This is a genomic window from Paraburkholderia sediminicola, assembly GCF_046027825.1.
GTDB lineage: Bacteria > Pseudomonadota > Gammaproteobacteria > Burkholderiales > Burkholderiaceae > Paraburkholderia > Paraburkholderia sediminicola_D.
In genome coordinates, this window is the sequence record NZ_JAQQDU010000107.1 from 1 (window position 1) to 21,272 (window position 21,272).

At 61.7% G+C, this 21,272-nt stretch carries 17 protein-coding genes; 6 read left to right on the forward strand and 11 right to left on the reverse strand.

Annotated features, from left to right (window positions below):
• Positions 1–128: 128 nt before the first annotated feature.
• From PQQ96_RS35720 to PQQ96_RS35730, 3 genes are all read right to left on the reverse strand, one after another.
• Positions 129–308, reverse strand: coding sequence for a DUF2934 domain-containing protein (locus PQQ96_RS35720; RefSeq protein WP_408301223.1), 180 nt, complete (start codon positions 306–308; stop codon positions 129–131).
• A 139-nt stretch (positions 309–447) separates the two neighbouring features.
• A complete protein-coding gene (gene glgX / locus PQQ96_RS35725) occupies positions 448–2,664 on the reverse strand; it encodes a glycogen debranching protein GlgX (protein ID WP_408301225.1) in 2,217 nt (738 codons plus the stop codon).
• 476 nt (positions 2,665–3,140) lie between these two features.
• The gene (locus tag PQQ96_RS35730) at positions 3,141–3,599 is read right to left on the reverse strand and encodes a response regulator (protein ID WP_083674764.1); all 459 of its coding nucleotides are present in this window, start codon (positions 3,597–3,599) and stop codon (positions 3,141–3,143) included.
• A gap of 612 nt (positions 3,600–4,211) precedes the next feature.
• Between PQQ96_RS35730 and PQQ96_RS35735 the strand changes: the two genes are divergently transcribed.
• Together PQQ96_RS35735 and zapE are read left to right on the forward strand one after the other, a co-directional pair.
• Positions 4,212–5,114, forward strand: coding sequence for a YihY/virulence factor BrkB family protein (locus PQQ96_RS35735; RefSeq protein WP_408301227.1), 903 nt, complete (start codon positions 4,212–4,214; stop codon positions 5,112–5,114).
• Between the two features lie 197 nt (positions 5,115–5,311).
• Positions 5,312–6,412: a cell division protein ZapE gene (gene zapE, locus PQQ96_RS35740; protein ID WP_408301229.1), complete on the forward strand. Its 1,101-nt coding sequence runs from the start codon at positions 5,312–5,314 to the stop codon at positions 6,410–6,412.
• Between the two features lie 28 nt (positions 6,413–6,440).
• On the opposite strand, the gene tkt is transcribed toward zapE, so the two are convergent.
• From tkt to PQQ96_RS35770, 6 genes are all read right to left on the reverse strand, one after another.
• On the reverse strand, positions 6,441–8,525 hold the full coding sequence (gene tkt, locus PQQ96_RS35745) for a transketolase (RefSeq protein WP_408301231.1): 2,085 nt from the start codon (positions 8,523–8,525) through the stop codon (positions 6,441–6,443).
• Between the two features lie 239 nt (positions 8,526–8,764).
• Positions 8,765–9,010: a DUF6723 family protein gene (locus tag PQQ96_RS35750; protein ID WP_408301258.1), complete on the reverse strand. Its 246-nt coding sequence runs from the start codon at positions 9,008–9,010 to the stop codon at positions 8,765–8,767.
• A 211-nt stretch (positions 9,011–9,221) separates the two neighbouring features.
• Positions 9,222–10,517, reverse strand: a complete 1,296-nt coding sequence (locus PQQ96_RS35755; protein ID WP_408301232.1) for a cytochrome c — start codon at positions 10,515–10,517, stop codon at positions 9,222–9,224.
• Between the two features lie 2 nt (positions 10,518–10,519).
• Positions 10,520–12,130, reverse strand: a complete 1,611-nt coding sequence (locus PQQ96_RS35760; protein ID WP_408301234.1) for a GMC family oxidoreductase — start codon at positions 12,128–12,130, stop codon at positions 10,520–10,522.
• Positions 12,131–12,133: 3 nt separating this feature from the next.
• Positions 12,134–12,583 (reverse strand): sugar dehydrogenase complex small subunit, encoded by a 450-nt coding sequence (locus PQQ96_RS35765; RefSeq protein WP_408301260.1) that lies wholly within the window; start codon positions 12,581–12,583, stop codon positions 12,134–12,136.
• Between the two features lie 84 nt (positions 12,584–12,667).
• Entirely contained in the window at positions 12,668–13,774 is a 1,107-nt protein-coding gene (locus tag PQQ96_RS35770) for a porin (RefSeq protein WP_408301236.1), read from the reverse strand.
• Between the two features lie 487 nt (positions 13,775–14,261).
• Between PQQ96_RS35770 and PQQ96_RS35775 the strand changes: the two genes are divergently transcribed.
• Together PQQ96_RS35775 and PQQ96_RS35780 are read left to right on the forward strand one after the other, a co-directional pair.
• Positions 14,262–15,488: an AAA family ATPase gene (locus PQQ96_RS35775; RefSeq protein WP_408301238.1), complete on the forward strand. Its 1,227-nt coding sequence runs from the start codon at positions 14,262–14,264 to the stop codon at positions 15,486–15,488.
• A 50-nt stretch (positions 15,489–15,538) separates the two neighbouring features.
• Positions 15,539–17,290, forward strand: a complete 1,752-nt coding sequence (locus tag PQQ96_RS35780; protein ID WP_408301240.1) for a cobaltochelatase CobT-related protein — start codon at positions 15,539–15,541, stop codon at positions 17,288–17,290.
• A 59-nt stretch (positions 17,291–17,349) separates the two neighbouring features.
• On the opposite strand, the gene PQQ96_RS35785 is transcribed toward PQQ96_RS35780, so the two are convergent.
• Positions 17,350–18,198: a class II glutamine amidotransferase gene (locus tag PQQ96_RS35785; protein ID WP_408301242.1), complete on the reverse strand. Its 849-nt coding sequence runs from the start codon at positions 18,196–18,198 to the stop codon at positions 17,350–17,352.
• 75 nt (positions 18,199–18,273) lie between these two features.
• Entirely contained in the window at positions 18,274–18,951 is a 678-nt protein-coding gene (locus tag PQQ96_RS35790; RefSeq protein WP_408301244.1) for a MarC family protein, read from the reverse strand.
• A gap of 348 nt (positions 18,952–19,299) precedes the next feature.
• Here PQQ96_RS35790 and PQQ96_RS35795 point away from each other — a divergent pair, with 348 nt between their 5' ends.
• Positions 19,300–19,515, forward strand: a complete 216-nt coding sequence (locus tag PQQ96_RS35795) for a DUF3311 domain-containing protein (RefSeq protein WP_408301246.1) — start codon at positions 19,300–19,302, stop codon at positions 19,513–19,515.
• Complete coding sequence (locus PQQ96_RS35800; RefSeq protein WP_408301247.1) at positions 19,512–20,984, forward strand: sodium:solute symporter family protein; 1,473 nt, start codon at positions 19,512–19,514, stop codon at positions 20,982–20,984. The genes PQQ96_RS35795 and PQQ96_RS35800 overlap by 4 nt, the downstream gene beginning before the upstream one ends.
• Positions 20,985–21,272: the final 288 nt, after the last annotated feature.

Sequence of the window (21,272 nt, forward strand, 5' to 3'; positions counted from 1 at the left end):
CGCCCCGGGGGGGGGGGGGGGGGGTGCTTGCGCGGGGCCCCCCCCCCCACGACGCGACTTGCTGCTGCCTCGGTGTTTTGCTTCGATACTGCTGCCAGTTATGCGTCGGCCTGTGTGCCGGCGCATTTTCACTTCTTCGGTGCTTCAACCACCGGGTCGCTTTCTGTCGGCGGCGCTTCCTTCTCGATTTCGTCCCGCGCCTGCTCCCAGTACTCGTCAGGCGTGCCTTTCGGATCGTCCGCCTGCTCCCAAAGGTAGTAAGCGCGTGTACGAATCTGTTCTTCTCGAGACGTTTGTTCCTGTTCCATTTGATCACCCTTGGTTGGCGCTGACGAAGTCCGACACCCGTGCCGCGCGCCTGTCGAAAAAAGTGACGGGCGCGCAGCTATCGGGAATCGAGCAAGCGCTATACCCGACCGCTGGCGCTCGCGCCCCGCCCTAACCTCGTCACGTTGCCGCGGGGTGTTCACTTTCGTCGCTGGTAAGTTGTTCTTCCAGACGATCAAACACGCGTTGCGTCGCGCGGCTTGGCGCGTCAAGTGCGAACAGCAGCAACGAACGGCCTGTCACCTGATAGGCGTCGCCGGCACTGAATTGAGGCAACCCGGCGCGCACCGGCATGTTCGTATCCAGCAGACAAGTCCACTGATCGCCTTCGGGAATGTCAGGCAGCGTGAAATTGACCACGTCGTGATGTGCGTTCAGCACCAGCAGCAAGGTCGCATCGGACGCGGGGCGCCGAATACCGCTCGCCTGAGCGCGTCCGTCGATCACGAGGCCGAAGCAGCGCATCGACGGATCGTCCCACTGTTCCTGCGAAAGATCGGTACCGTCTGGCGAGAGCCAACGCGCGTCGGTCACCTCAAGCGCCTCGTTGTATTCCCCACTGAGAAAGCGCCCACGCCGCAGCACCGGCAGACGATGGCGCAGCGTGGTCAGATTCTTGACGAACTCGGTCAGCGCGCGTCCGTCGTCGTCGACGCCCTCCCAATCGACCCAGCTGATCTCGTTGTCCTGGCAATATGCATTGTTATTGCCCTTCTGCGTGCGGCCGAATTCGTCGCCCGCGAGAATCATCGGCGTGCCTTGCGAGAGCAGCAGCGTGGCGAGCAGATTGCGTTTCTGGCGCTCGCGCTGTTGACGGATGTCCGAATCGTCAGTCGGACCTTCGACGCCCATGTTCCATGACTTGTTGTCTGAATGGCCGTCCTTGTTGTCTTCGCCGTTGGCTTCGTTGTGCTTGTCGTTGTAAGAAACCAGATCGTTAAGCGTGAAGCCGTCGTGCGCGGCGACGAAGTTGACGCTCGCCCATGGGCGGCGCCCGCGATGATTAAACTTGTCGCCCGAGCCGGTCAGGCGTTTGGCGAGATCAGGGACCTCGCCTTCGTCGCCCTTCCAGTACCCGCGAACGGTGTCGCGAAAGCGATCGTTCCATTCTGCCCAGCCGGGCGGAAAGCCACCCACCTGGTAGCCACCGGGACCGCAGTCCCATGGCTCGGCGACCAGCCGCACGGCGGAGAGCACCGGGTCCTGCCGGCAACTGTCGAGGAACCCGCCGCCTTCGTCGAACCCATGCGTTTCGCGGCCGAGAATTGTGGCGAGGTCGAAACGGAAACCGTCCACTTTCATCTCGGTCACCCAGTAGCGCAGGCTGTCGGTGACCATCTGCAAGACGCGTGGATGGGACAGATTGAGCGTATTGCCGGTGCCGGTATCGTTGATGTAATAGCGGGGTTCATCGGGCATCAACCGGTAGTAGGACGCGTTGTCGATGCCTTTGAAGGAAATCGTCGGACCGCGCTCGTTGCCTTCGGCAGTGTGGTTGTAGACCACGTCGAGAATGACTTCGAGGTTGGCGTTATGGAAACGGTCCACCATTTCCTTGAATTCGCCCACCGAATCAATCGACGATGCAAAGAAGCGCGGATCGGCCGCGAAGAAGCCGATCGTGTTGTAGCCCCAGTAATTGGTGAGACCTTTGTCGAGCAGATAGCTGTCGTTGACGAACGTTTGAATCGGCATCAGTTCGACCGACGTAACGCCCAGGCCTTTGATGTAGTCGAGCACGACCTGCTGCCCGAGTCCGGCAAAAGTGCCACGCAAATTCTCCGGCACGTCGGGATGCCGTTTTGTAAAACCGCGCACATGGGTTTCATAAAAGATCGCGCGATCCCACGGCAGCGCATTACGTTCCGGATGACTCCACGAAAAGTTGGCGTCGACCACTTTGCACTTCGGCACGAAGGGTGCGCTGTCCCGCTCGTCGAATGACAGGTCGCCGTCTTCCGAATCGAGCGTATAGCCGAAGATTTCCGGCGCCCACTTAAGCTCGCCGATATGCGCTTTGGCGTAGGGATCGAGCAGGAGTTTGTTCGGATTGAAGCGATGTCCTTTTTCCGGTTCATAGGGGCCGTGCACCCGATAGCCGTACACCGCACCAGGTTTGAGATTCGGCACGAACACGTGCCAGACCTCGTCCGTGTACTCCGGGAGCTCGATGCGTTCGATCTCCGTTTCACCGGATTCATCGAATAGACACAGTTCGACCCTGGTTGCATGCGCTGAAAACAGCGCGAAGTTGACACCGCTTCCGTTCCACGTCGCACCAAGCGGGAAAGGCGTGCCTTCTGCGATGCGCGTCGAGTAGCTGGTCTGGGATGACATAGGGATACCTGTGGAAGCTGAGGACGCCGGCGCGCGTGTTTCAAGTGCGCAAGCTTGCCGGTTGAGCAAATTCCAGACCCGAGCGTTGCGCTCGCAGCGCGCTCGGGTCTGCAGCACACCCTACGCCCTGGCGCCGTTCAGGCGATCATGGAGCAACGCACGAATGCCGCGTGCAAGCACTGCGCGCGACGCGTTCGCCGTCGAAATGAATGAAGCCATGAATGACGCGGGCTTAGGGAGCGCCTGCAGAACCGGCTCACCGGAGAGGACATCACAGCGGATTGATGAATTGCGTACTGCGCGTGTTGTGGCGACACGACGCGGATGATGCGTTTTGCGCTTAGGGTTTTTGCCTAAGAACTCGCCGTTGCGAGTCGTGGGAATCCGATCGCTTGCCTTGACGGGCTGCAACTACGGGAAAACGTCACTAAACATCTTTTCAAATTGTCTCGAGCTTTTCAACCAATACGCCGTTTTTACGGCGGCCCGATCGCGTGCAGCGCGGCGGCCGACTCGAGCACCCGTAAGATGCGTTCTGGCGTCAGGGGTTTGGCGCAATGCGCGTCGAAACCAGCGGCTTTGGCTCGCGCCCGGTCTTCGCGCGAAGCAAAAGCCGTACAGGCCACGAGCAGCATGTCCGAAGTCAACGGGTCGGCCCGCAGGCGGCGGGCCAACTCAAGCCCGTCGAGGCCCGGCATCTTGATGTCGAGCACAACGGCGAACGGCTGCCATTCACAGGCCATGCCGCACACGGCGAACGGATCTTCCAGCGCGCGGCACTCGAAGCCATCTGCATTCAGGAGCATCTGCAAAGCTTCGGCCGCTTCCAGGTAGTCGTCGACCACGAGCACGCGACGGTTTGATGCCATCGCATACTGAATAGGCCGCCAGACCACGACGTCGTCGTTCTCGTCCATTCTATCGTCGAACGTCACCGTATTCTCCCTGGTCTCTTCCTGGTGCCGTCTTTGGGCACTGGTGAATATGCTTGCAAGATTCGCTCCCGCCGCGTAGCACGTGCTTATCGCTCGCGAGGCGTTCGCTTCGGTTTTCGCCACGCTTCGCCCGATGCGCCGCCACACATGCGTTACCCATCACCATAGCGTACTGGGCGGAGCGCCGCTTCCTGATTTATGCTCTCTTGACTCCTCCCGATACATCGTGCGCAAACACGAAACATTGCGTCGAAATATGGATGAAACGCACTTCCCTCGTGCACGCCGCCCTTGCCGCGTGCATTGCGCATAGCCTCGTGTTCACCTCGACATTATCAGCCCGTTATATACGGGCGAACATAGTCGCAGCGACTTGGGGAAAACACTCAAACTTCAGTTGAAGACAAACGCGAAATTTGTCGGCAAGGCGGCATTGCGTTAAGGAATCCTGCCCGCGGGTTATCCCGCATGAATGCGCTGGAAGCCGTCCCGTTGTACGGTCTGTTCGCTCGATTGCCATCACGGGATGGCTGCGTTCTTGCTTGAAGTGCACGGTAAGCGCTAAAACTGGCTGCCTTTCCGGTAGCCCGCCAACGCGCGGCGTGAGGAACCATGCACACTTTCATCGACGAACACGCACTTTATGTCGCGAAACATCCCGGCAAATTTGTCATGCAGACGTTGAAAGCCTTTCGCGCGAACCAGGGTTTGCTGCTCGCGGGGGCGGTAGCGTATTACGCGCTATTGTCGATTGTGCCGCTAATGATTCTGATTGTGATCGCGTTGTCACGCCTCGTGCCGCAGCACGTTCTGCTGGCTGCACTGGGGCATTTATTGCAATGGCTGGTGCCAGGACAATCGACTGCGCTAGTACACGAGCTCGCCAATTTCCTGGCGCATCGCGCGGTGATCGGCTGGGTTCTGTTGCTGACGATGATCTTTTTCAGCTCGCTCGCGTTCACGGTGCTTGAGAATGCGATGTCGTTGATTTTCGTACATCGGGTGGTGGTGCGGCGGCGGCACTTTTTGCTCTCCGCGCTGCTGCCCTATTGCTACATCCTTTTTCTCGGCGTCGGATTGTTGATCGTAACGTTCGTATCAAGCGGGCTCGAAGCCGTCGGGGCCGAGGGTATCGATCTGTTCGGCCTTCATGTTTCATTGCAAGGACTGTCGCGCGTCGTGTTGTATCTGCTCGGCCTCGCCGGCGAGGTTTTTGTGTTGACCTCGATATACATGGTCATGCCGGTTGGGCGGCCGTCCCTCAAACATGCGCTGTTCGGCGGGATTGTTGCCGCCGTGTTGTGGGAGATTACACGGCACGTGCTGGTGTGGTATTTTGCAACGCTATCGCAGGTTAGCGTGGTGTACGGATCGCTCACGATGGCGATTGTGATCCTGTTCAGCCTCGAGTGGCTCGCTACCTTGCTTCTGTTTGGCGCGCAGGTGATTTCGCAATACGAACGATTTGGACTCGAGGCGGCTGGGGCGTCGCCGCAGGAAATCAAAACGGCCTGAGCCCTTCGCCACCCTTGTTACTCTGTCAGCGCGCAGGCATCTCGGTCGTGCCCCGTTGTTACTTCTCGGCTACTCCACGTTTAACCGTTAAAATCACGGCATAACCGCTTGCCTCGCCAATATGCTCACCGACCCGACTTCAGCCCTCGCCGCCGTCCTGCACGAAACATGCTCGCCGTGGACGGAGACTTCAGCCCATGCTCGATGAAGTTCAGGTCGTCAACGCCCTCGCCGCGCGTGACATCGTTCCCGATGCAACTCAGCGCGACGCCATCGCATCGCTGGTCACGCTGCTCGGCGCTAACAGGCGACGCCCGCATTCGGGCTCCGCGCTTCTCCACCAGGGCGTCTATTGCCACGGCCTACCCGGCCGCGGCAAAAGTCTGGTGGTCGATACGGTGTTCGAGCTGGCAAGCTGCCGCAAGCGCCGCCTGCACTTCCACGAATTTCTGCGCGAGATGAACCGGCGCCTGGTCAGCGAGCCACGCGGCGACGATCGGCTGGGGTCGGTCTCGCGACAATGGCTCGATGGCGTGGAGCTGCTGTGCTTCGACGAATTTCATGTGCACGATATCGCCGATGCGTTCCTCATGGGCCGTTTTCTCGATACCGCGATTGGTCTCGGCACGCGCATCGTGCTGACCTCGAACTACGCACCGGACGCCCTGCTGTCCGACCCGGAGTTTCACGAACGTTTCCTGCCGACGATCGAACAGATCAAACGTTGCTTCACCGTGATTCACTTCGACGGCGCACGCGATTACCGCTTCGGCGCCGAAGAAGCGGCACAGCGGCATTTTTTTGCGCCGCTCGACGCGGCAACCCATGACGCACTCCTGCAAATTTTCGTGCGCTACGAAGGCAGTGAGACGCTGGAACCTGCCACCGTCAGCGCAGCAGGCCGGCCGCTGGCCGCACGCGCCGCGGGTGCGGCCTTGTTATGGGCGGACTTCGAGAGCCTGTGCGTGGCGAGCCGTTCGCACCTTGATTACCTGGAGCTGGCCGAGCAATGGCAGGGTCTGATTCTCGACCAGGTGCACACCGAGTGGCTTGCGAGCTCGCATACGCTGCAGCGGCTCATATGGCTTGTCGATATCTTCTACGACCGCAAATGCACGCTGTTCATTGCGTCCGATCAGCCGATCGAGGCAGCCCTCAGCGGACTCGAGGGCGCGCACGATCTGTCGAGAACGCTCAGCAGGCTCGCCGAAATGCAGTCGCGTGGCTATCGCAACACACTCGACGGCACAGCCGGCAAGGCCGGAGTTGCACCAAGGCAGACGGTCGCTCAGCCGTGATAGCGGGGCGAACGTCTGCCAACACGATCTACGCCTTGGTGCTCTTTCCCTTCACCCGTGCAATCTGCTGCTTCGCCACGTCATACACGTGTTCGGACGTGAAGCCAAACTTTTTCTTCAGGTCGGCGAACGGCGCGGAGGCGCCGAACGTATGCATCACCACCAGCCCGCCGAGCCGCCCGACATAGCGGTCCCAACCCAGCGCCGCCGCCTGTTCGACCGCGACGCGCGCCTCCACATCGGGCAGCAGCACCGAGTCCTGATAGGCCGCATCCTGTTGCTCGAAGATGTCCCAAGACGGCATCGACACCACCCGCGCCGCGATCCCTTCGCTCTTGAGCTTCTCGTAGGCGTCGACACATAGCGACAGTTCGCTGCCCGTGGCGAGCAATATCACCTCGGGCTTCTGCCCGTCAGGCGCATCGGCGAGCACATACGCCCCCTTCTCCACGCCGCTCGCCGACGCATAGCGGCTGCGGTCAAGGGTCGGTAACGCCTGACGCGACACGACAATGCACGACGGCCGCCGCGGATGCGACATCGCCACGCGCCACGCCTCGGCGACTTCGTTCGCGTCGCCCGGACGCAGCACGGTCAATCCCGGCACGCCGCGCAGCGACGCCAGTTGCTCGATGGGCTGATGGGTCGGACCATCTTCGCCGACGCCGATCGAATCGTGCGTGAACACGAAGATGGCCGGCACTTCCATGATCGCGGACAGGCGAATCGGCGCTTTCATGTAGTCGCTGAAAATCAGGAAGGTCGAACCGAACGGCCGCATAGTCGACAACGCGAGGCCATTCACCGCCGCGCCCATTGCGTGCTCGCGAATCCCGAAGTGCAGATTGCGTCCGCCATAATTGTCGTGTTCGAAGCTGCCCGCACCTTCGAATTTCAGATTCGTCTTGGTGGACGGCGCAAGATCGGCCGCCCCGCCGATCATCCACGGCACGCGCGCGGCGATCGCGTTCAACACCTTGCCCGACGAATCGCGCGAGGCGACGCCCTTGGGATCCGCATCGAACGTGGGGATATCGCTGTCCCAGCCCGCAGGCAATTCATGCGCTTCCATCTGGGCGAATTCGCGCGCCAGTTCCGGGTATTGTTTGTTGTACGCCTCGTACTTCGCCAGCCAATCCTCACGCGCCGCCTTGCCGCGCGCGCCGATGCCCTGCGCGAAGCGTTCATGCACGCCGTCCGGGACGTAGAAGAATTTGTCTTCGGGCCAGCCATAGGCTTTCTTGGTCAGCGCGACTTCTTCGACGCCAAGCGCTTCGCCATGCGCGGCGGAGGTGTCCTGTTTATGCGGCGAGCCCCAGGCGATGATGCTGTGGACCACGATCAGCGTCGGCCTGTCCGTGATGCTCTTCGCTTCCACAAACGCGGCTTCGAGCGCGGCGGCATCGTTCGCGTCGTTCACGTGCAGGGTGTGCCAGTTGTAACCGCGAAAGCGGCTCTCCACGTCGTCGCTGTACGCGAGATCCGTGTGGCCCTCAATGGTAATGCGGTTGCTGTCGTAGATCCAGGTCAGGTTCGACAATTGCAGATGGCCGGCTAACGAGGCCGCTTCATGCGAGATGCCTTCCATCATGTCGCCGTCGCCGCAGAGCGCGTAGACGCGATAATCGAACAGCGGCGCGTCCGGCTTGTTGAAGTGGTTTTCGTGCCAGCGCGCCGCCATCGCCATGCCGACGCTATTGCCCAGCCCCTGGCCGAGCGGCCCGGTGGTCGTTTCCACACCGGTGGTCATGCGGTACTCAGGGTGCCCCGGTGTGTTGCTGCCGAGTTGGCGGAAATGTTCGATATCGTCGAGCGAGACGGCGGGCGAACCGGTCAGCTTGCCGTCGTCATCCACGGCCTTCACATTCGCCAGATGCAGCAGCGAGTACAGCAGCATCGAGGCATGCCCCACCGAGAGCACGAAGCGGTCGCGATTCGGCCACAGCGGCTCGTCCGGATCATAACGAAGGTGGTTTTGCCACAGATGGTAGGCGACCGGCGCCAATGCCATCGGCGTGCCGGGGTGACCTGAATTGGCCTTTTGCACGGCGTCCATCGAGAGCGTGCGAATCGTGTTGATGCACAACTGATCGAGGGCGGGATCGTTTTGCATGGGGACACTCCTTGTTCGGCGGTTGGAGACATCGCCGGGACGCGTACTGGTTCGGCGTGGTCGGCGACCGGTGTTCGTTTGGAAGACCGTGGAAGAGCGCTTGAGGACCACAAGGCTCATCGATGATGCGCCGATGCGCGCAAATCTGCACGGTGCTTTACATCCTGTGCCGCGTTGTACCGATTTATACCGATGATTGGCGATGCTCTTTCAAACGGCTTTCGACTCTGGCCGGCGTGCTACTTTTCCGGGTCCGCGCGGTCGGCGGCCACGATCTCGCGGCCGTAATCAATCGCCGCGCGGCGCGCCTCGTCTGCGGTCGCGTAGGGGCCGATCTCCGGCGCGCCGTCAAATGGAAACAGAATCCGCCTGTCGGCTTTTCTGACGACCTTCAAGCCACCGACGAAACGGCCGTCGCCTGTTCCGTGATAGCTGGCGTAAATCTCGAAGTCGTCGTCGGCAACGTCGGCCTTATGTCGCGCCATATGGTTGTCCCTTATCCCTGCACCTTCGGTGCGTCCGTTTCGATGTCGTTTCGCGCCATCGGGTGCCGCAACGGCATGCGAGCGCATGCCGAGGTTGAGCAATCCCCGTTCCACCCGAAGTGGGACGGACACTACGCAGGAATAAGGGGAGTAAAACAGCGCGCACTGGACGTCTAATGAAATCGATTCCAGTGCGCTTGCGCCAACCAGCCTAACGCAACTTCGCGACGTCCTTCTCGCTTACCTGCGTGACCGACGGATTGCCGAATTGCTTCGTCACGTAGTTCGTCAGCGCGGCGACCTGCGCATCGTTCAACTGTGTGGCGAAGGCCGGCATGCCGACATCGTTGCTCGCGGTTTTACGCTCGACGCCGTGCAGGATCACCTGCACGAGGTTGCCAGGATTGGACGCCCCCACCGTCGAGTTGTGCAGCAGCGGCGGATAGTAGCCATCGGGCGTGCCCTTGCCTTGCGCCTGGTGGCAGGTCGCACAGTTGCCGAGGTACAGGCGCGCCGGATCGAGTGTGGCGTCGCTCAGCGCAACGCCGCGCAAACGCGTGACATCAGTCGACGGTTTGCCCCATGCGCTGCGGGGTTGCGAACTGCCGTCGTTCACCGCCGGCACCGTACGCACGTAAGTGGCGATCGCATCGATATCCGCGTCGCTCATCTTCGAGAAGCTGTGCTCGACCGCTTCGCCCATCGGTCCGGCCGCTTGCGCGACGCCCGGCACGCTGCCGGTTTGCAGATACTGCACAAGCTGCGCGTGGCTCCAGCCGCCAATGCCGCTATTGACCGACGACGTGATGTTGTAGCCATCCCAACCCGCCAGCACCGAACCGCCGAGGAAGCCGCTGCCGGTTTCGTCGAGCGCCTTCTCCTGCATCGCGAAGCCGCGTGGCGTATGGCAGGTGCTGCAATGCGCGAGGCCTTGCACGAGATACGCGCCGCGATTCCATGCAACGCTCTGGTTCGGTTTGGCTTCGTACGCGCCGCTCTTCAGGAACACCCAGTTCCATACCGTCAGCGGCCAGCGCATGTTGAGCGGCCACGGAATGTCGCTCCGGCGCGTGGCCTCGTTCACCGGCGCAACGCCGTAACGGAAGTACGCGTACAACGCCTTCACGTCGTCGTCGCTCACCTTTGCGTAGGAGACGTACGGCATGGCCGGGTACAGATTGTGGCCGTCCTTCGAGACGCCTTTGCGCACCGCGCGATCGAAGTCCGCGAGTGTCCATGTGCCGATACCCGTTTGCGGGTCCGGTGTAATGTTGCTCGAATAGATCGTGCCGAGCATCGGCACTTTCAGCGGCAGACCGCCGGCAAACGGCTTGCCCTTGACGGTGCTATGGCAGGCCATGCAATCGCCCGCAGTGGCGAGGTATTCGCCGCGTTTGATCAACGCGGTGTCGTTGCTGCTCACCGCACTAACGGAATCGTCGGCCTGCCCCAATACGGGCCAGGTCAACGCACCGGCCAGCAGCCAGAAAAAGGTCTTTTTCAGCACGTTCAAACTTCCTTCTTCAACTGGTCGGCCATGCGGAGTGCCAGTGCGGCAATGGTCAGCGTCACGTTGACGGTACCGACGGTCGGCATCGTCGCGCTGCTCGAGATGAACAGGTTCGGGTGATCGAAGGTCCGGCAATGCTTGTCGACCACCGAATCGCGCGGGTCGCTGCCCATGATCGTCGCGCCCGTGATGTGGTTGTTCGGCGCGAACTCGTCCTGATACTCGATCTCCGTGCCGCCGAGCACCTTCGCCGCGTTCGCGTAGACCTCTTTCGTATGAACTGCGCCGCGCTTCACGTAGTCGTCGATCGCATAGGTAATTTCCGGGCGCGGAATGCCGATCGCATCGACTTCCGTCTTGCTCGGCACGATGCGGTTTTGCGGCTGCGGCAGGATTTCGTGGAAACAGTCGAACTCGACAAAGCGCGCCGAACGGTCGCGAATCTGCGCGTCCAGGTCGGCGGGTTTGATCAGCTTGCCCTGCTTGAAGATCTTCTGCGTTTCCTGATCGATGCGCGACAGGTTCGACAAGTGGATCTTCTTGGCAGCCTCGGTCGCACGGAATGCACCGTCGCGGAAGCCGATCAGCGAGGTCATTTCCTGCGGACCGCGGCCGGGCCAGAGTTTTTCGTCCGCGTAGAACGTGACGCCCGTGCCCGGGTGGTCCATCAGGTTGCGGCCGACCATGTCGGAGCTATTGCCCACGCCGTTCGGGAAGTCGTGGCTGGTGGACATCAGCATGATCTTCGGCGTTTCGATACCGTTCGCGGCGAGCACGAAGTACTTGCCTTCCACGCGATGCTCGTTGCCCTGCGGGTCTTTATAGAGCGCGGCGGTGATGCGCTTGTCCGCACCCACTTCGAGCTTGTAGACAACCGCGTTGACGATCAGCTTCGCGCCGGCCTGCTCTGCCTTTTCGACGTGCACGATGCCGTTGTACATCGCACCGATCGGGCAGATCGGCATGCAGTTGTTGTTGCCGCAACAGGTCGGGCGGCCGTCGTACGGACGGCTGTTACGCGCAACCGGCTCCGTCACGACGTGATACTGCGAGTCGAATGCGTTGAGCTTGCTCTTGATGGTCTGCTCGTTATACGACAGCGGCAGCGGCGCCATCGGATACGGCTGGCTGCGTGGCGAGCCGAGCTCTTCGTCCGTGGGGCCCCATACGCCGAGTTCTTCTTCGGCACGCTGGTAATACGGCTCCAGCTCGTCGTACGCCATCGGCCAATCGCGGCCCACGCCGTAGGTGGTCTTCATGTGGAAGTCGTTCGGCATGAAGCGCCATGCGGACGCGGCCCAGTGCCACGTCGTGCCGCCCACCGCGCGGATGTACTGCGAGTTGAATTTGTGCTCGCCCTTCAGGATCAGATAGTTGTTCGGCGGACCGTATTCCGGATGCGGCGCCCATGCACTCGACGGATACGGCGCCGAGTTATCCGACTTGTCGAACTGATTGCGAAACCGCTCGACGATCTCCCAGCGCGGCATGCGCGGCCCGGCTTCGAGCAGGATCACGGACTTGCCCGCGAGCGCCAATTGATGCGCGACGATCGCGCCCGCGACGCCCGACCCGACAACGACGATATCGGCTTGTTGTGTGTCAGCCATTGCTTAAGCTTGCCTTTCGATGGGTTTGGCGGCCCAGAAGCCGGGCTTGTTGGGGCAGTACGAACGGATGATCAGCGTGTCGGAGACCACGTCGTACATCAGCGCCTGTTCATACGTGACGACCTGGTTGTCCACCGTGCCGAGATACCAGGCGTCCATGATCTTCAACGCGAGCGCCTGTTGCGCGGCATCGGCGGAATCGCCTGCGAGCGCGCCGGCGAGCTTCGGCAACTGCTGCGCGAGATCGGGCGTGGAGTTCTGCAGCGCGGCTAGCAGGCGCGTGCCGACGGCGCGATCGAGACCGGACCGGGCGGTCAGCGATTGCGACAGCGTCATGAAGGTGTCGATGGGTGCGGCAGCCGAGTCGTCGGCCAGCGCCTTGAGCGTGAGCGAGCCGGCCAGGCCGGCTGCCGTCAACGCGAGCGCGCCTTGCAGCCAGCGGCGGCGCGTCATCGTGGACGGTTCATCGCTCGCAGCGAACTCGTCGTGAGAGTCTTGTGGAGTCAATTGTTGTTTTTCCCTTGTGAGGCGTTCTGGTTAAAACTGATGCATCATCCCGACGTATGCGCCGGTTTGCGATTCGCCCGCGAGCGGACTCGTGTTATTGACGGCATCGCGCGGCGACGCTTCAAGCGAAAAATTCGAGTTGCTACCGTTCTGCACGTAGCCCACCGTGCCGTACACGAAGGTGCGCTTCGAGAGGTTGTAGGTGGTGCCGAGCACGTACATCATCGCGTGGCCGGACGGGTCGTGCGCGGCATCGCCGCCGCCGTCGCCGACCTTGATGTAGTAGCCGCCCGCCGTCACCGCCCAGCGCGACTGGATGTTGTACGTGGCGCCCAGCCAATAGTGATCGGCGCTGTCGGCCACGCCCACCGGCGTGTCCGGCGCCGCGTAATGCGTATAGGCGCCCTGGATCTTCCACGCGTCGAAATGCACATTCGCACCGGCGAAATATTCGCGCGAGGCCTGGAAGATGTTGCTGAAGCGACCGTTGCTGTCGCGCAGCTCATCGTAGATACCGCGCAGGTCGAAGAGCGGCGAGTGATACGAGAGCATGATGCCGTCGGAGCGGCCAAACTCGCCCGTCGCGCCACTGTTGAACGCGCCAGCCTGATTGCCGAGGGCGTATTGCGCCTGGACGTCGAAGCCCCCTAACACCGGGCTGTGATATTCGACGTTGTTGCTGGTCTGCTGCCAGTTGCGCCCACGCACGAGCGACGCCGACGAAAATGCCTGCTGCACGAACGGGTCGAATTCCCAGACCCCGTCGCTATCGATGAACAGATTGCGCCCGGCCTGCAGCGTGCCCCACTGATTGTCCTTCAAACCGACGAACGCGCGCCGTGACCATAACCGTCCGCCACTGGTGGTGCCGTTCATGATCTGCAGACCGGTTTCCAGGTTAAAGATCGCATTCAGCCCGCCGCCCAGATCTTCATTGCCTTTCAGGCCCAGCATGCTGGTGCCCCAATCGCCGCCTTCCGCACTCCAACGGCTCGAACTGCCGCCCGTGCCATTGTTGATGTGATTCAGATATTCCACGCCGCCGTCGAGACGGCCATATAAGGTCACGCTGGTTTGACCGTATGCCAGGGGACTTGCCACCGCCAGGGCAGCGATTAATTTTGTATGTAGTCTCATTGTTTTGCCGTGAGTTTCTTCTGTCGAAATGATGGGTAAAGCCGACTGCAGATGACTCAAAACTACTCGCCCGGCCACGCCACTCACACCACGATTCGAATGCGCCAAGCCGCAGACCAGCAGTACAAGGCCCCACTGCGGGCCTCGGGTAGGCAACAGAACGGCATGGGCAATGACCTGTTGCGCATGCCAGGTTATGCCGGCGTGATGCCGGACCGAATCAGTTTGAAATAGGATGTTGTAAAACTACACGCTTCGCGCACGCACTATAGGTGATCGACGCTTCATAGCCTATCCGTTTGACACAATAAACTTTTGCAGACGGCGCGCTCGACATTGAAAATCTGCCGTTGAATTGGCGCGCCCCGAAAGGAAATCACTGCCCGGCAGATCGAAAGGTACTCACGATAAGATAGTCGGTCATTTGGTCTCAGCCAAATGGAAACGCATTATTTGTTAGTTGACCCTTCATCATTTGCCACCTGCCATGACCGCGCCTGAACTGACCGAAGACGAAAACCTGGGCCTTTACCAACGCGCGACCGAAACCGGCGCGGAATGGTGGCGCGTCAGCCTGGCGGACCGGCCGGAAAACTATCGGCTGGAGCATGGGGTCGATGATGGCAACGGCGCCGGATCCGTCGATATCGATCTGGTGGTGGACGCGGAAAACCTGCGTGCGAAGCTGAAGAAGTGGCGCCGCGAGGGCTTTGCGATCGATACGCCCGACGTCTTGGACGACGCGGGCACAGCAGAACGGGTGGCCTTCATGCCGGAGTTGCAGCGCGTTGCGGCGCTGGCCTCGGCGGCGAAGCGTCATCCGCAGGTAGAGGGCACCGGCGAAACCGTACGCATCGGTCATGTCGACGTGCCTTGCGGTGTGCACAACCCGCTCGTGCCGCGCGTCAATCCGGCCTATCTCTTCTCCGAACGCTTTAACGACATTGTCGAAGATATCGTCGAGAACCGGCGCGTGATGCTGATCGGTCACACCGGCGCCGGCAAGACCAGCCTGATCGAACAGGTGGCCGCGCGCTCGGATCATGGCGTGTTGCGCTCGAACATGAATGGGCAAACCACCGTCGGCGATTTTGTCGGTTTCTGGACGGTCAAGGGCGGCGAGACGATCTGGGTGGACGGCGTGCTGCCCACGGCGATGCGCGAAGGCCTGTGGCTGATCGTCGATGAAATCGATTTCGCCGAACCGTCCATTCTCGCCGCCTTGACCGCGGTGCTCGAACCGCACGGCCGCCTCGTGCTGAAAGAAAAAGGCAATGAGATCGTCGCGCCGCATCCTGCGTTCCGGCTGTTCGCTACGGCAAATGCGGTCGGTGCGATGAGCCAGTTCCGTCATCTGTATCAGGGTGCCAATCTGATGAACGAGGCGTTTCTCGATCGCTGGCGTGTCTACATGCTGGACTATCTGACGCCCGCCGAAGAAGCCGACGTGCTGATGCGCACCCTCGCCCCGCATATGACACGCGCGCTCGCCACCACCCTCGCCTCGATTGCCGCCGACTGCCGCGCGGCGTTCGCCCGCGAAGACCTGTCGAGCGCATTCTCCACGCGGCGCCTGCTCGACTGGGCCGAACTGATGCTGCGCACCGGCGACCCCGAACGCGCCGCCGGTCCGGCGATCTATGCGAAGGTCAGTCCCGAAGATGCGGCGCTGATTCGCGGTATCGTTCGCCACCACATCGCGCCGGCCGCCTGACGCGATCTGAGCCTATCAAGCGAACACACCGAGCGAGCACAGCGATCGCCATGAACGCAATGCACCCAACGCGCGACACGCGAGGCTTCGCGTTTGAATCGACGCTCAGCAAGGTGGCGCGCGTGCTGACCGGACAATATGGCGTGACGGTCGCCTTTAGTCCGGATGGGCCGCGAGTAGAACCTGGCCGGATCGTGATTCCCGACTATGAGTTGAGCGGCGGCGTCGAGCGCGACGTGCTGATCGGCTATCTGGATCTGCTGGTGGCGCGCGCCAAGCACTCGTCGCTCGCGCAGATGGATGCGATGCCTCGCGGTGTTACGGCGAATCTCGCGCAGGTGATCGAGGACCGGCGCGTGTGCGCGCAATTGCTCGACGAGTATCCGGGCGCACGCTGGTTCATCGGCAAACTGCGTGAACATGCCGCCGGACAGGCACGGCAGCGCTGGCCGAAGCTGCATTGGCGCGACCGGTTGGTCTGGCTGGTGGAGCGCGCGCTGTGGGACGAACAGCCAACCCGCACCGAAGCCGTCCACTCACTGCTGGCCGCACTGCACGCCTCGCAGGATCTGCTGGACGAGGCGCGCAACAGCCGCTCGAGCACCCATAGCATTGGGGCGGCGCAAGCCTTGGTGGCGCGCGTGCGGGCTTTGTCAGCGGGCGATGTCAACAGCATGGTGTTCACTGCGGACCCGGTTGAAGACATCGACACGGAAACCGCCGCTTCTTCGTCCGAGCCGCTCAATGATGACGACACGGTCCTGCCCGACCAGGACAACGCCGCCTCGCCGCCATCCGATAAAGGCGGCGGCGCGCAAGCGGAGAATGCGGTGGGCATGGGGCAATCGCTGGCCGATGCGCAGCAGCCATCGGCACGTTCCGATGGCGTTGCCGGTGCCGCATCGGACACAGCTCGCATGCAGTTGTCGATTCCGCTCGCCACCGAGTTCGATGAAATCACCGACCTCACCGGTCAGGGCGATAGCGCAACATGGCGCGAGCTTCGCGCACAGGCCCGCGCGGATACCGCGCCGCTCAAAGAAAAACTCGAACGCGCGCTGAGCGCCGACGAACGCACCCGTTGGCGCCGCGAGCAGGAGCGCGGCGAAATCGATCGCACCGCGCTGGCGAAGCTCGCAACGTCGCCCGGTTACCGTACGCCGTTTCGCACGCAGCGCGCGGCCAAAGGGCGCGACGTCGCCGTGACCTTGCTGATCGATCGCAGCGGTTCGATGGCCGGGCGCAAGATCGAACTCGCGCGCCTGTGCGCGACCGCGCTGTGCGATGCGCTGACGCAGTTGTCCTTCGACTGCGAGGTGCTTGGCTATTGCTCGCTCGAGTCCGCGCCGATGAAGCAACTGTATGAGCGGCAACGGGCGGCCGGCGCGGATTTGCGGCGCTATAACCGCTTTGTCGAACGGCTCGACCTGAAAGTCTACAAACGCTTTGGCGCGACGGATTTGAGCGGCATCGCCAGAATCGATTGCGGCCATGAGAACCCCGACGGCGAAGCGCTGGCCTGGGCCGCCACGCGGCTGGCCGATCATCACGCCGAGCGACGCATCCTGATCGTGTTCTCCGACGGCTATCCGTCGACCGGCGACGGCGACCCGCAAGTCTTGCGCAACGATCTGCGCGAACGCGTCGCGGCGATCCAGAAGCGCGGCATCGAACTCCTGGGGATCGGCGTGCTGACCGATGCCGTCGAGGATTTCTATCCGCACAACGTGGTAGTGAGCCGGTTGGCCGAATTGCCGTCGACGGTGTTCTCGGTGTTGAGTTCGATGCTGCTGACGCGCTAGCGCAGCAAAACGCCGGTTCGCGGATCGTGAATGGCTACAATCCGGCGTGCCGCGCCGCACTACGCCAATTTGGGTTCGACCAGTTTGGGTTCGAACGAGTACTGCTCGATCTCGCCGCCCCGCGCGACCAGGGCTGTGCTCTCCGGAATCTCCTCCCACCAGCCCGGCAGATCCGCGAGCGGCTCCGACAACACCAGGAAGGCATCGTCACCCACCGCTGCGATGCGCGGGTCGTCCGGATACAGTTCGTGCAGATGCCGGAACGAGGTGCTATGAAAGAGCGACCGCGATTGTCTCTCGCTCGAATAGCGAACCGCGACGATCTGTTCGCCGTCGGTTGCGCAAACGGTCATGTTCAGCGGCTCATCGATATCGTGCTTGCGCCCGACGTCCTCGACAAAACCCACCATCCGCTCAAGTGCGGTGACCGGCGCCAGTTCGAGACCAAAGGTCAGCGCCAGAAAAAACAGCACCTCGGAGTCCGTCGAGCCTTCAACGGACGGGAACAACTCAGTGTCGATCGCCAGCATCAGGTCGCGGCGGACCACCGGAAAGTTACGCACCAGCCCGTTATGCATAAAGAGCCAGCGGCCGTAACGGAACGGATGACAGTTAGTTTCCTGCGACGGCGTGCCGGTGGCCGCACGGATATGCGCGACGAACAGCGGCGCGCGGATCGCCCGCGCGGCCTCGCGCAGATTGCGGTCGCTCCATGCGGGCTGGATGCAGCGGTAGCGAAATGGGATGTCGGTCGGATGACCGTACCAACCGATGCCGAACCCGTCGCCGTTCGTGGTGGTCTGGCCGAGCTGCGAGTGCAGGCTCTGGTCGATCAGGGAGTGTTTGGCGTTGAACAGCACCGTTTCGAGTTGAAGCGGGTTGCCGGTATAAGCGAGCCAGCGGCACATGAGATTTCCTCCTGTCACGACGAGATGTCCGACGAACCTCGCACAGCCTCGAATAGGCGCGCGCGCCGCCGTTCGCTATTTGACCACGGGTGGCATCTGGGCGATCGGTATGAGGAACTCCGAGAAACCGGTCAGGATAATCTGCACGCCGATGCACAGCAGCAGAAACGATGAGACGCGCATCGCGACCTTGGTGCCGTCCACGCCGAGATACTTCGCGAACACCACCGCCCGGCTGTAGATCAGGTAGACGGTCAAGGCCACCAGGACCGAGATCACCACCGACGCGATGCTCGACAGCACGAACGCCGAAAGCTTATGGGTGCGGTTCGCGTTCAGCGCGATCGCGGTGGCGATCGAGCCCGGCCCGGTGGTGAGTGGAATGGTCAGTGGGAAGAACGCCTTCGACATGGCGTTATCCGAATCCACGCGCTTGACCGCCGGCTGCTCCGCCGGTTGCGTGTCGGGCGCGTTGAGCATCTGCCAGCCGCCGACTGCGACCGCGAGGCCCCCGCCGATACGCAGTGCCTCCATGGAGATGCCGAAAAAATGGAGAATCGGGGTGCCGACAAAGAAGGCGACGAGCAACACGCACATGACGTTGAAGGCGATTTTCTTGGCGAGCGCGGTGCGGTCTTCTGTGGTGAGCGATGCGGTCCGGTCGAGAAAAACGAATGCCATGCCGATTGGGTTGATGATGCTGATCAGCCCGGTGAAGCCAAACAGAATATCCGAGATCAGACTTTCGACCATATGCGATCCGTTTCGGGCAGCGGCTCGGACGGGCCGATTGATCGACTGCCCACCGATGCGCCGCGCTGAGTTGAAGTACTGGACGCCTTCGGGCTATCCAGATAATGCTCGCGTTGCGTGGGTCAGATGATATCGCGGCGCGGCATGCAATTTGGTAAAAAAGGGGGGCGATGCAAGCAGCGCGCCGCGTTGCACCGCAGCAGAGCAATGCAAAAAGGATGCACCCACAACTTTCAGAAAGCCTACACTTTATTGACTGACTTTACGTACCTGAAGCATCAGGCATAAAGTCCTCAGCGAAGCTGCACTTTCAACGAGACGTACTCACCCGTTCGAGGAGTTGCCCCCATGTTGCTTCGTGTACTCGCTGCGCTGCCGTTCATCGGCATTCTGCTCGGCGTCCCGTTTGTGAATCGTGTCGAGCCGCTGGTGTTCGGCATGCCGTTCGTGCTGGCCTGGATCGTCATGTGGGTGGTGTTGAGCGCGATCATCATGGCGATCGTCTACCGTCTGGACCCGAGCAACCGTCAGCTTGCTGCGGAAGGCGAGGAGGCCCGATCATGAGCGCACTCGTCATCATTTCGGCCATTACGCTGTTTGCGCTGTACCTGGGTGTGCGCGCGCGGCGCGGCCATGACATGAGTCTCGAACAATGGGCCGTGGGCGGGCGCAGTTTCGGCACCGCGTTCGTGTTCCTGCTGATGGCGGGCGAAATCTACACGACCTTCACCTTCCTCGGCGGCAGCGGCTTTGCTTACGGCAAGGGCGCGCCGGTCTACTACATTCTTGCCTACGGCACACTGGCGTACATCCTCTCGTACTGGATGCTGCCGCCGATCTGGCGTTACGCAAAGAATCACCACCTCGTCTCGCAGCCGCACTTCTTCGCGCGCAAGTACGACAGCCCGGCACTCGGCACGTTGGTCGCGCTGGTCGGCGTGGCCGCGCTGATTCCGTATCTCGTGCTGCAACTCAAGGGCCTCGGCATCATCGTCGCGACCGCCTCGTATGGTGCGATCTCGTCGACCGCCGCCATCTGGATCGGCGCCGCGGTGGTGACGGCTTACGTGACTGTCTCCGGCGTGCGCGGCTCGGCGTGGAATTCGGTGGTGAAGGACACGTTGATTCTGGCCATCGTGCTGTTCCTCGGCATCTATCTGCCCTTGCACTACTACGGCGGCTTCAGCGATATGTTCCGGGCGATCGACGCCGCGCGCCCGGGCTTCCTGACCTTCCCGGCCAAGGGCTCGAGCGTGATCTGGTTCCAGTCGACCGTGCTACTGACCGCGCTAGGCTTCTTCATGTGGCCGCACTCGTTCGGTTCGATTTTCACGGCGAAGGACGAGCGTATTTTCCGGCGTAACGCGATGGTGCTGCCGCTGTACCAGTTGATTCTGCTGTTCGTGTTCTTCGTGGGCTTTGCGGCGACGCTGAAGGTGCCGGGCCTGAAGGGTGGCGATATCGACCTGTCGCTGTTCCGCCTGTCGTTGCAGACCTTCGACCCGTGGTTCGTCGGCGTGATCGGCGGGGCCGGGATTCTGACGGCGCTGGTGCCGGGCTCGATGATTCTGACGTCGGCCTCAACGCTGCTCGCCAACGACGTGTATCGCGGCATGGTGAACCGCAAGGCGTCGGACGCAACGGTGGCCAACCTCGCGCGCTTCCTCGTGCCGGTTGTGGCGCTGGTGGCCATCGGCTTTACGCTGCACGGCGGCGAGACGATCGTGGCGTTGCTGCTGATGGGTTACAGCTTCGTGACCCAACTGTTTCCTGCGGTGATCTGCAGTTTGCTGCCGCATAACCGGGCGACCAAGTACGGCGCGTTTTGCGGGATTCTTGCGGGTGTTGCCGTGGTGGCCCTGACCACCACCATGCATCTGAGTGTCGGGCAGTTGATGCCTTTCTTGCCTGACGCGATGAAGGACATCAATATCGGCTTCCTGGCGCTGGCCGTGAACATCATTGTATTTGCCGTGGTGAGTGCGGTGACGCAGCCGCGGCCGGCCGAGCAGACTCACGCGCCGGTGCACTAAGGTTCTTTTTGTCTCTGCCTGAATAGCAGTTGAAGGGTGCAGTTGAAGGGGCTGGCCGCCTGCGGCGCCAGCCCCTTTTCTGTTTTCACGCCTCGCGCTGCGTTCGCCACCAGGCAGAACCCGACCGGCAGTCAGATCGACCCGCGAATGAAAGAACGCACCCCATGTGGACCTTCGAATAGTCATAACGCATAGCATGCCGACGCGATCCGCTGCGTTGCGACCGCGGGCCTTTCCTGTTCGACGCATCGTCGACGATCTTCCCCTCCGAAAGCCGCTTGACAGCCA

Bases quoted from the DNA above. Each gene is read 5' to 3' on its own strand.
- PQQ96_RS35720 (WP_408301223.1), bottom strand. From the start codon at position 308: ATGGAACAGGAACAAACGTCTCGAGAAGAACAGATTCGTACACGCGCT.
- glgX (WP_408301225.1), bottom strand. From the start codon at position 2,664: ATGTCATCCCAGACCAGCTACTCGACGCGCATCGCAGAAGGCACGCCT.
- PQQ96_RS35735 (WP_408301227.1), top strand. From the start codon at position 4,212: ATGCACACTTTCATCGACGAACACGCACTTTATGTCGCGAAACATCCC.
- zapE (WP_408301229.1), top strand. From the start codon at position 5,312: ATGCTCGATGAAGTTCAGGTCGTCAACGCCCTCGCCGCGCGTGACATC.
- tkt (WP_408301231.1), bottom strand. From the start codon at position 8,525: ATGCAAAACGATCCCGCCCTCGATCAGTTGTGCATCAACACGATTCGC.
- PQQ96_RS35750 (WP_408301258.1), bottom strand. From the start codon at position 9,010: ATGGCGCGACATAAGGCCGACGTTGCCGACGACGACTTCGAGATTTAC.
- PQQ96_RS35760 (WP_408301234.1), bottom strand. From the start codon at position 12,130: ATGGCTGACACACAACAAGCCGATATCGTCGTTGTCGGGTCGGGCGTC.
- PQQ96_RS35765 (WP_408301260.1), bottom strand. From the start codon at position 12,583: ATGACGCGCCGCCGCTGGCTGCAAGGCGCGCTCGCGTTGACGGCAGCC.
- PQQ96_RS35770 (WP_408301236.1), bottom strand. From the start codon at position 13,774: ATGAGACTACATACAAAATTAATCGCTGCCCTGGCGGTGGCAAGTCCC.
- PQQ96_RS35775 (WP_408301238.1), top strand. From the start codon at position 14,262: ATGACCGCGCCTGAACTGACCGAAGACGAAAACCTGGGCCTTTACCAA.
- PQQ96_RS35780 (WP_408301240.1), top strand. From the start codon at position 15,539: ATGAACGCAATGCACCCAACGCGCGACACGCGAGGCTTCGCGTTTGAA.
- PQQ96_RS35785 (WP_408301242.1), bottom strand. From the start codon at position 18,198: ATGTGCCGCTGGCTCGCTTATACCGGCAACCCGCTTCAACTCGAAACG.
- PQQ96_RS35790 (WP_408301244.1), bottom strand. From the start codon at position 18,951: ATGGTCGAAAGTCTGATCTCGGATATTCTGTTTGGCTTCACCGGGCTG.
- PQQ96_RS35795 (WP_408301246.1), top strand. From the start codon at position 19,300: ATGTTGCTTCGTGTACTCGCTGCGCTGCCGTTCATCGGCATTCTGCTC.
- PQQ96_RS35800 (WP_408301247.1), top strand. From the start codon at position 19,512: ATGAGCGCACTCGTCATCATTTCGGCCATTACGCTGTTTGCGCTGTAC.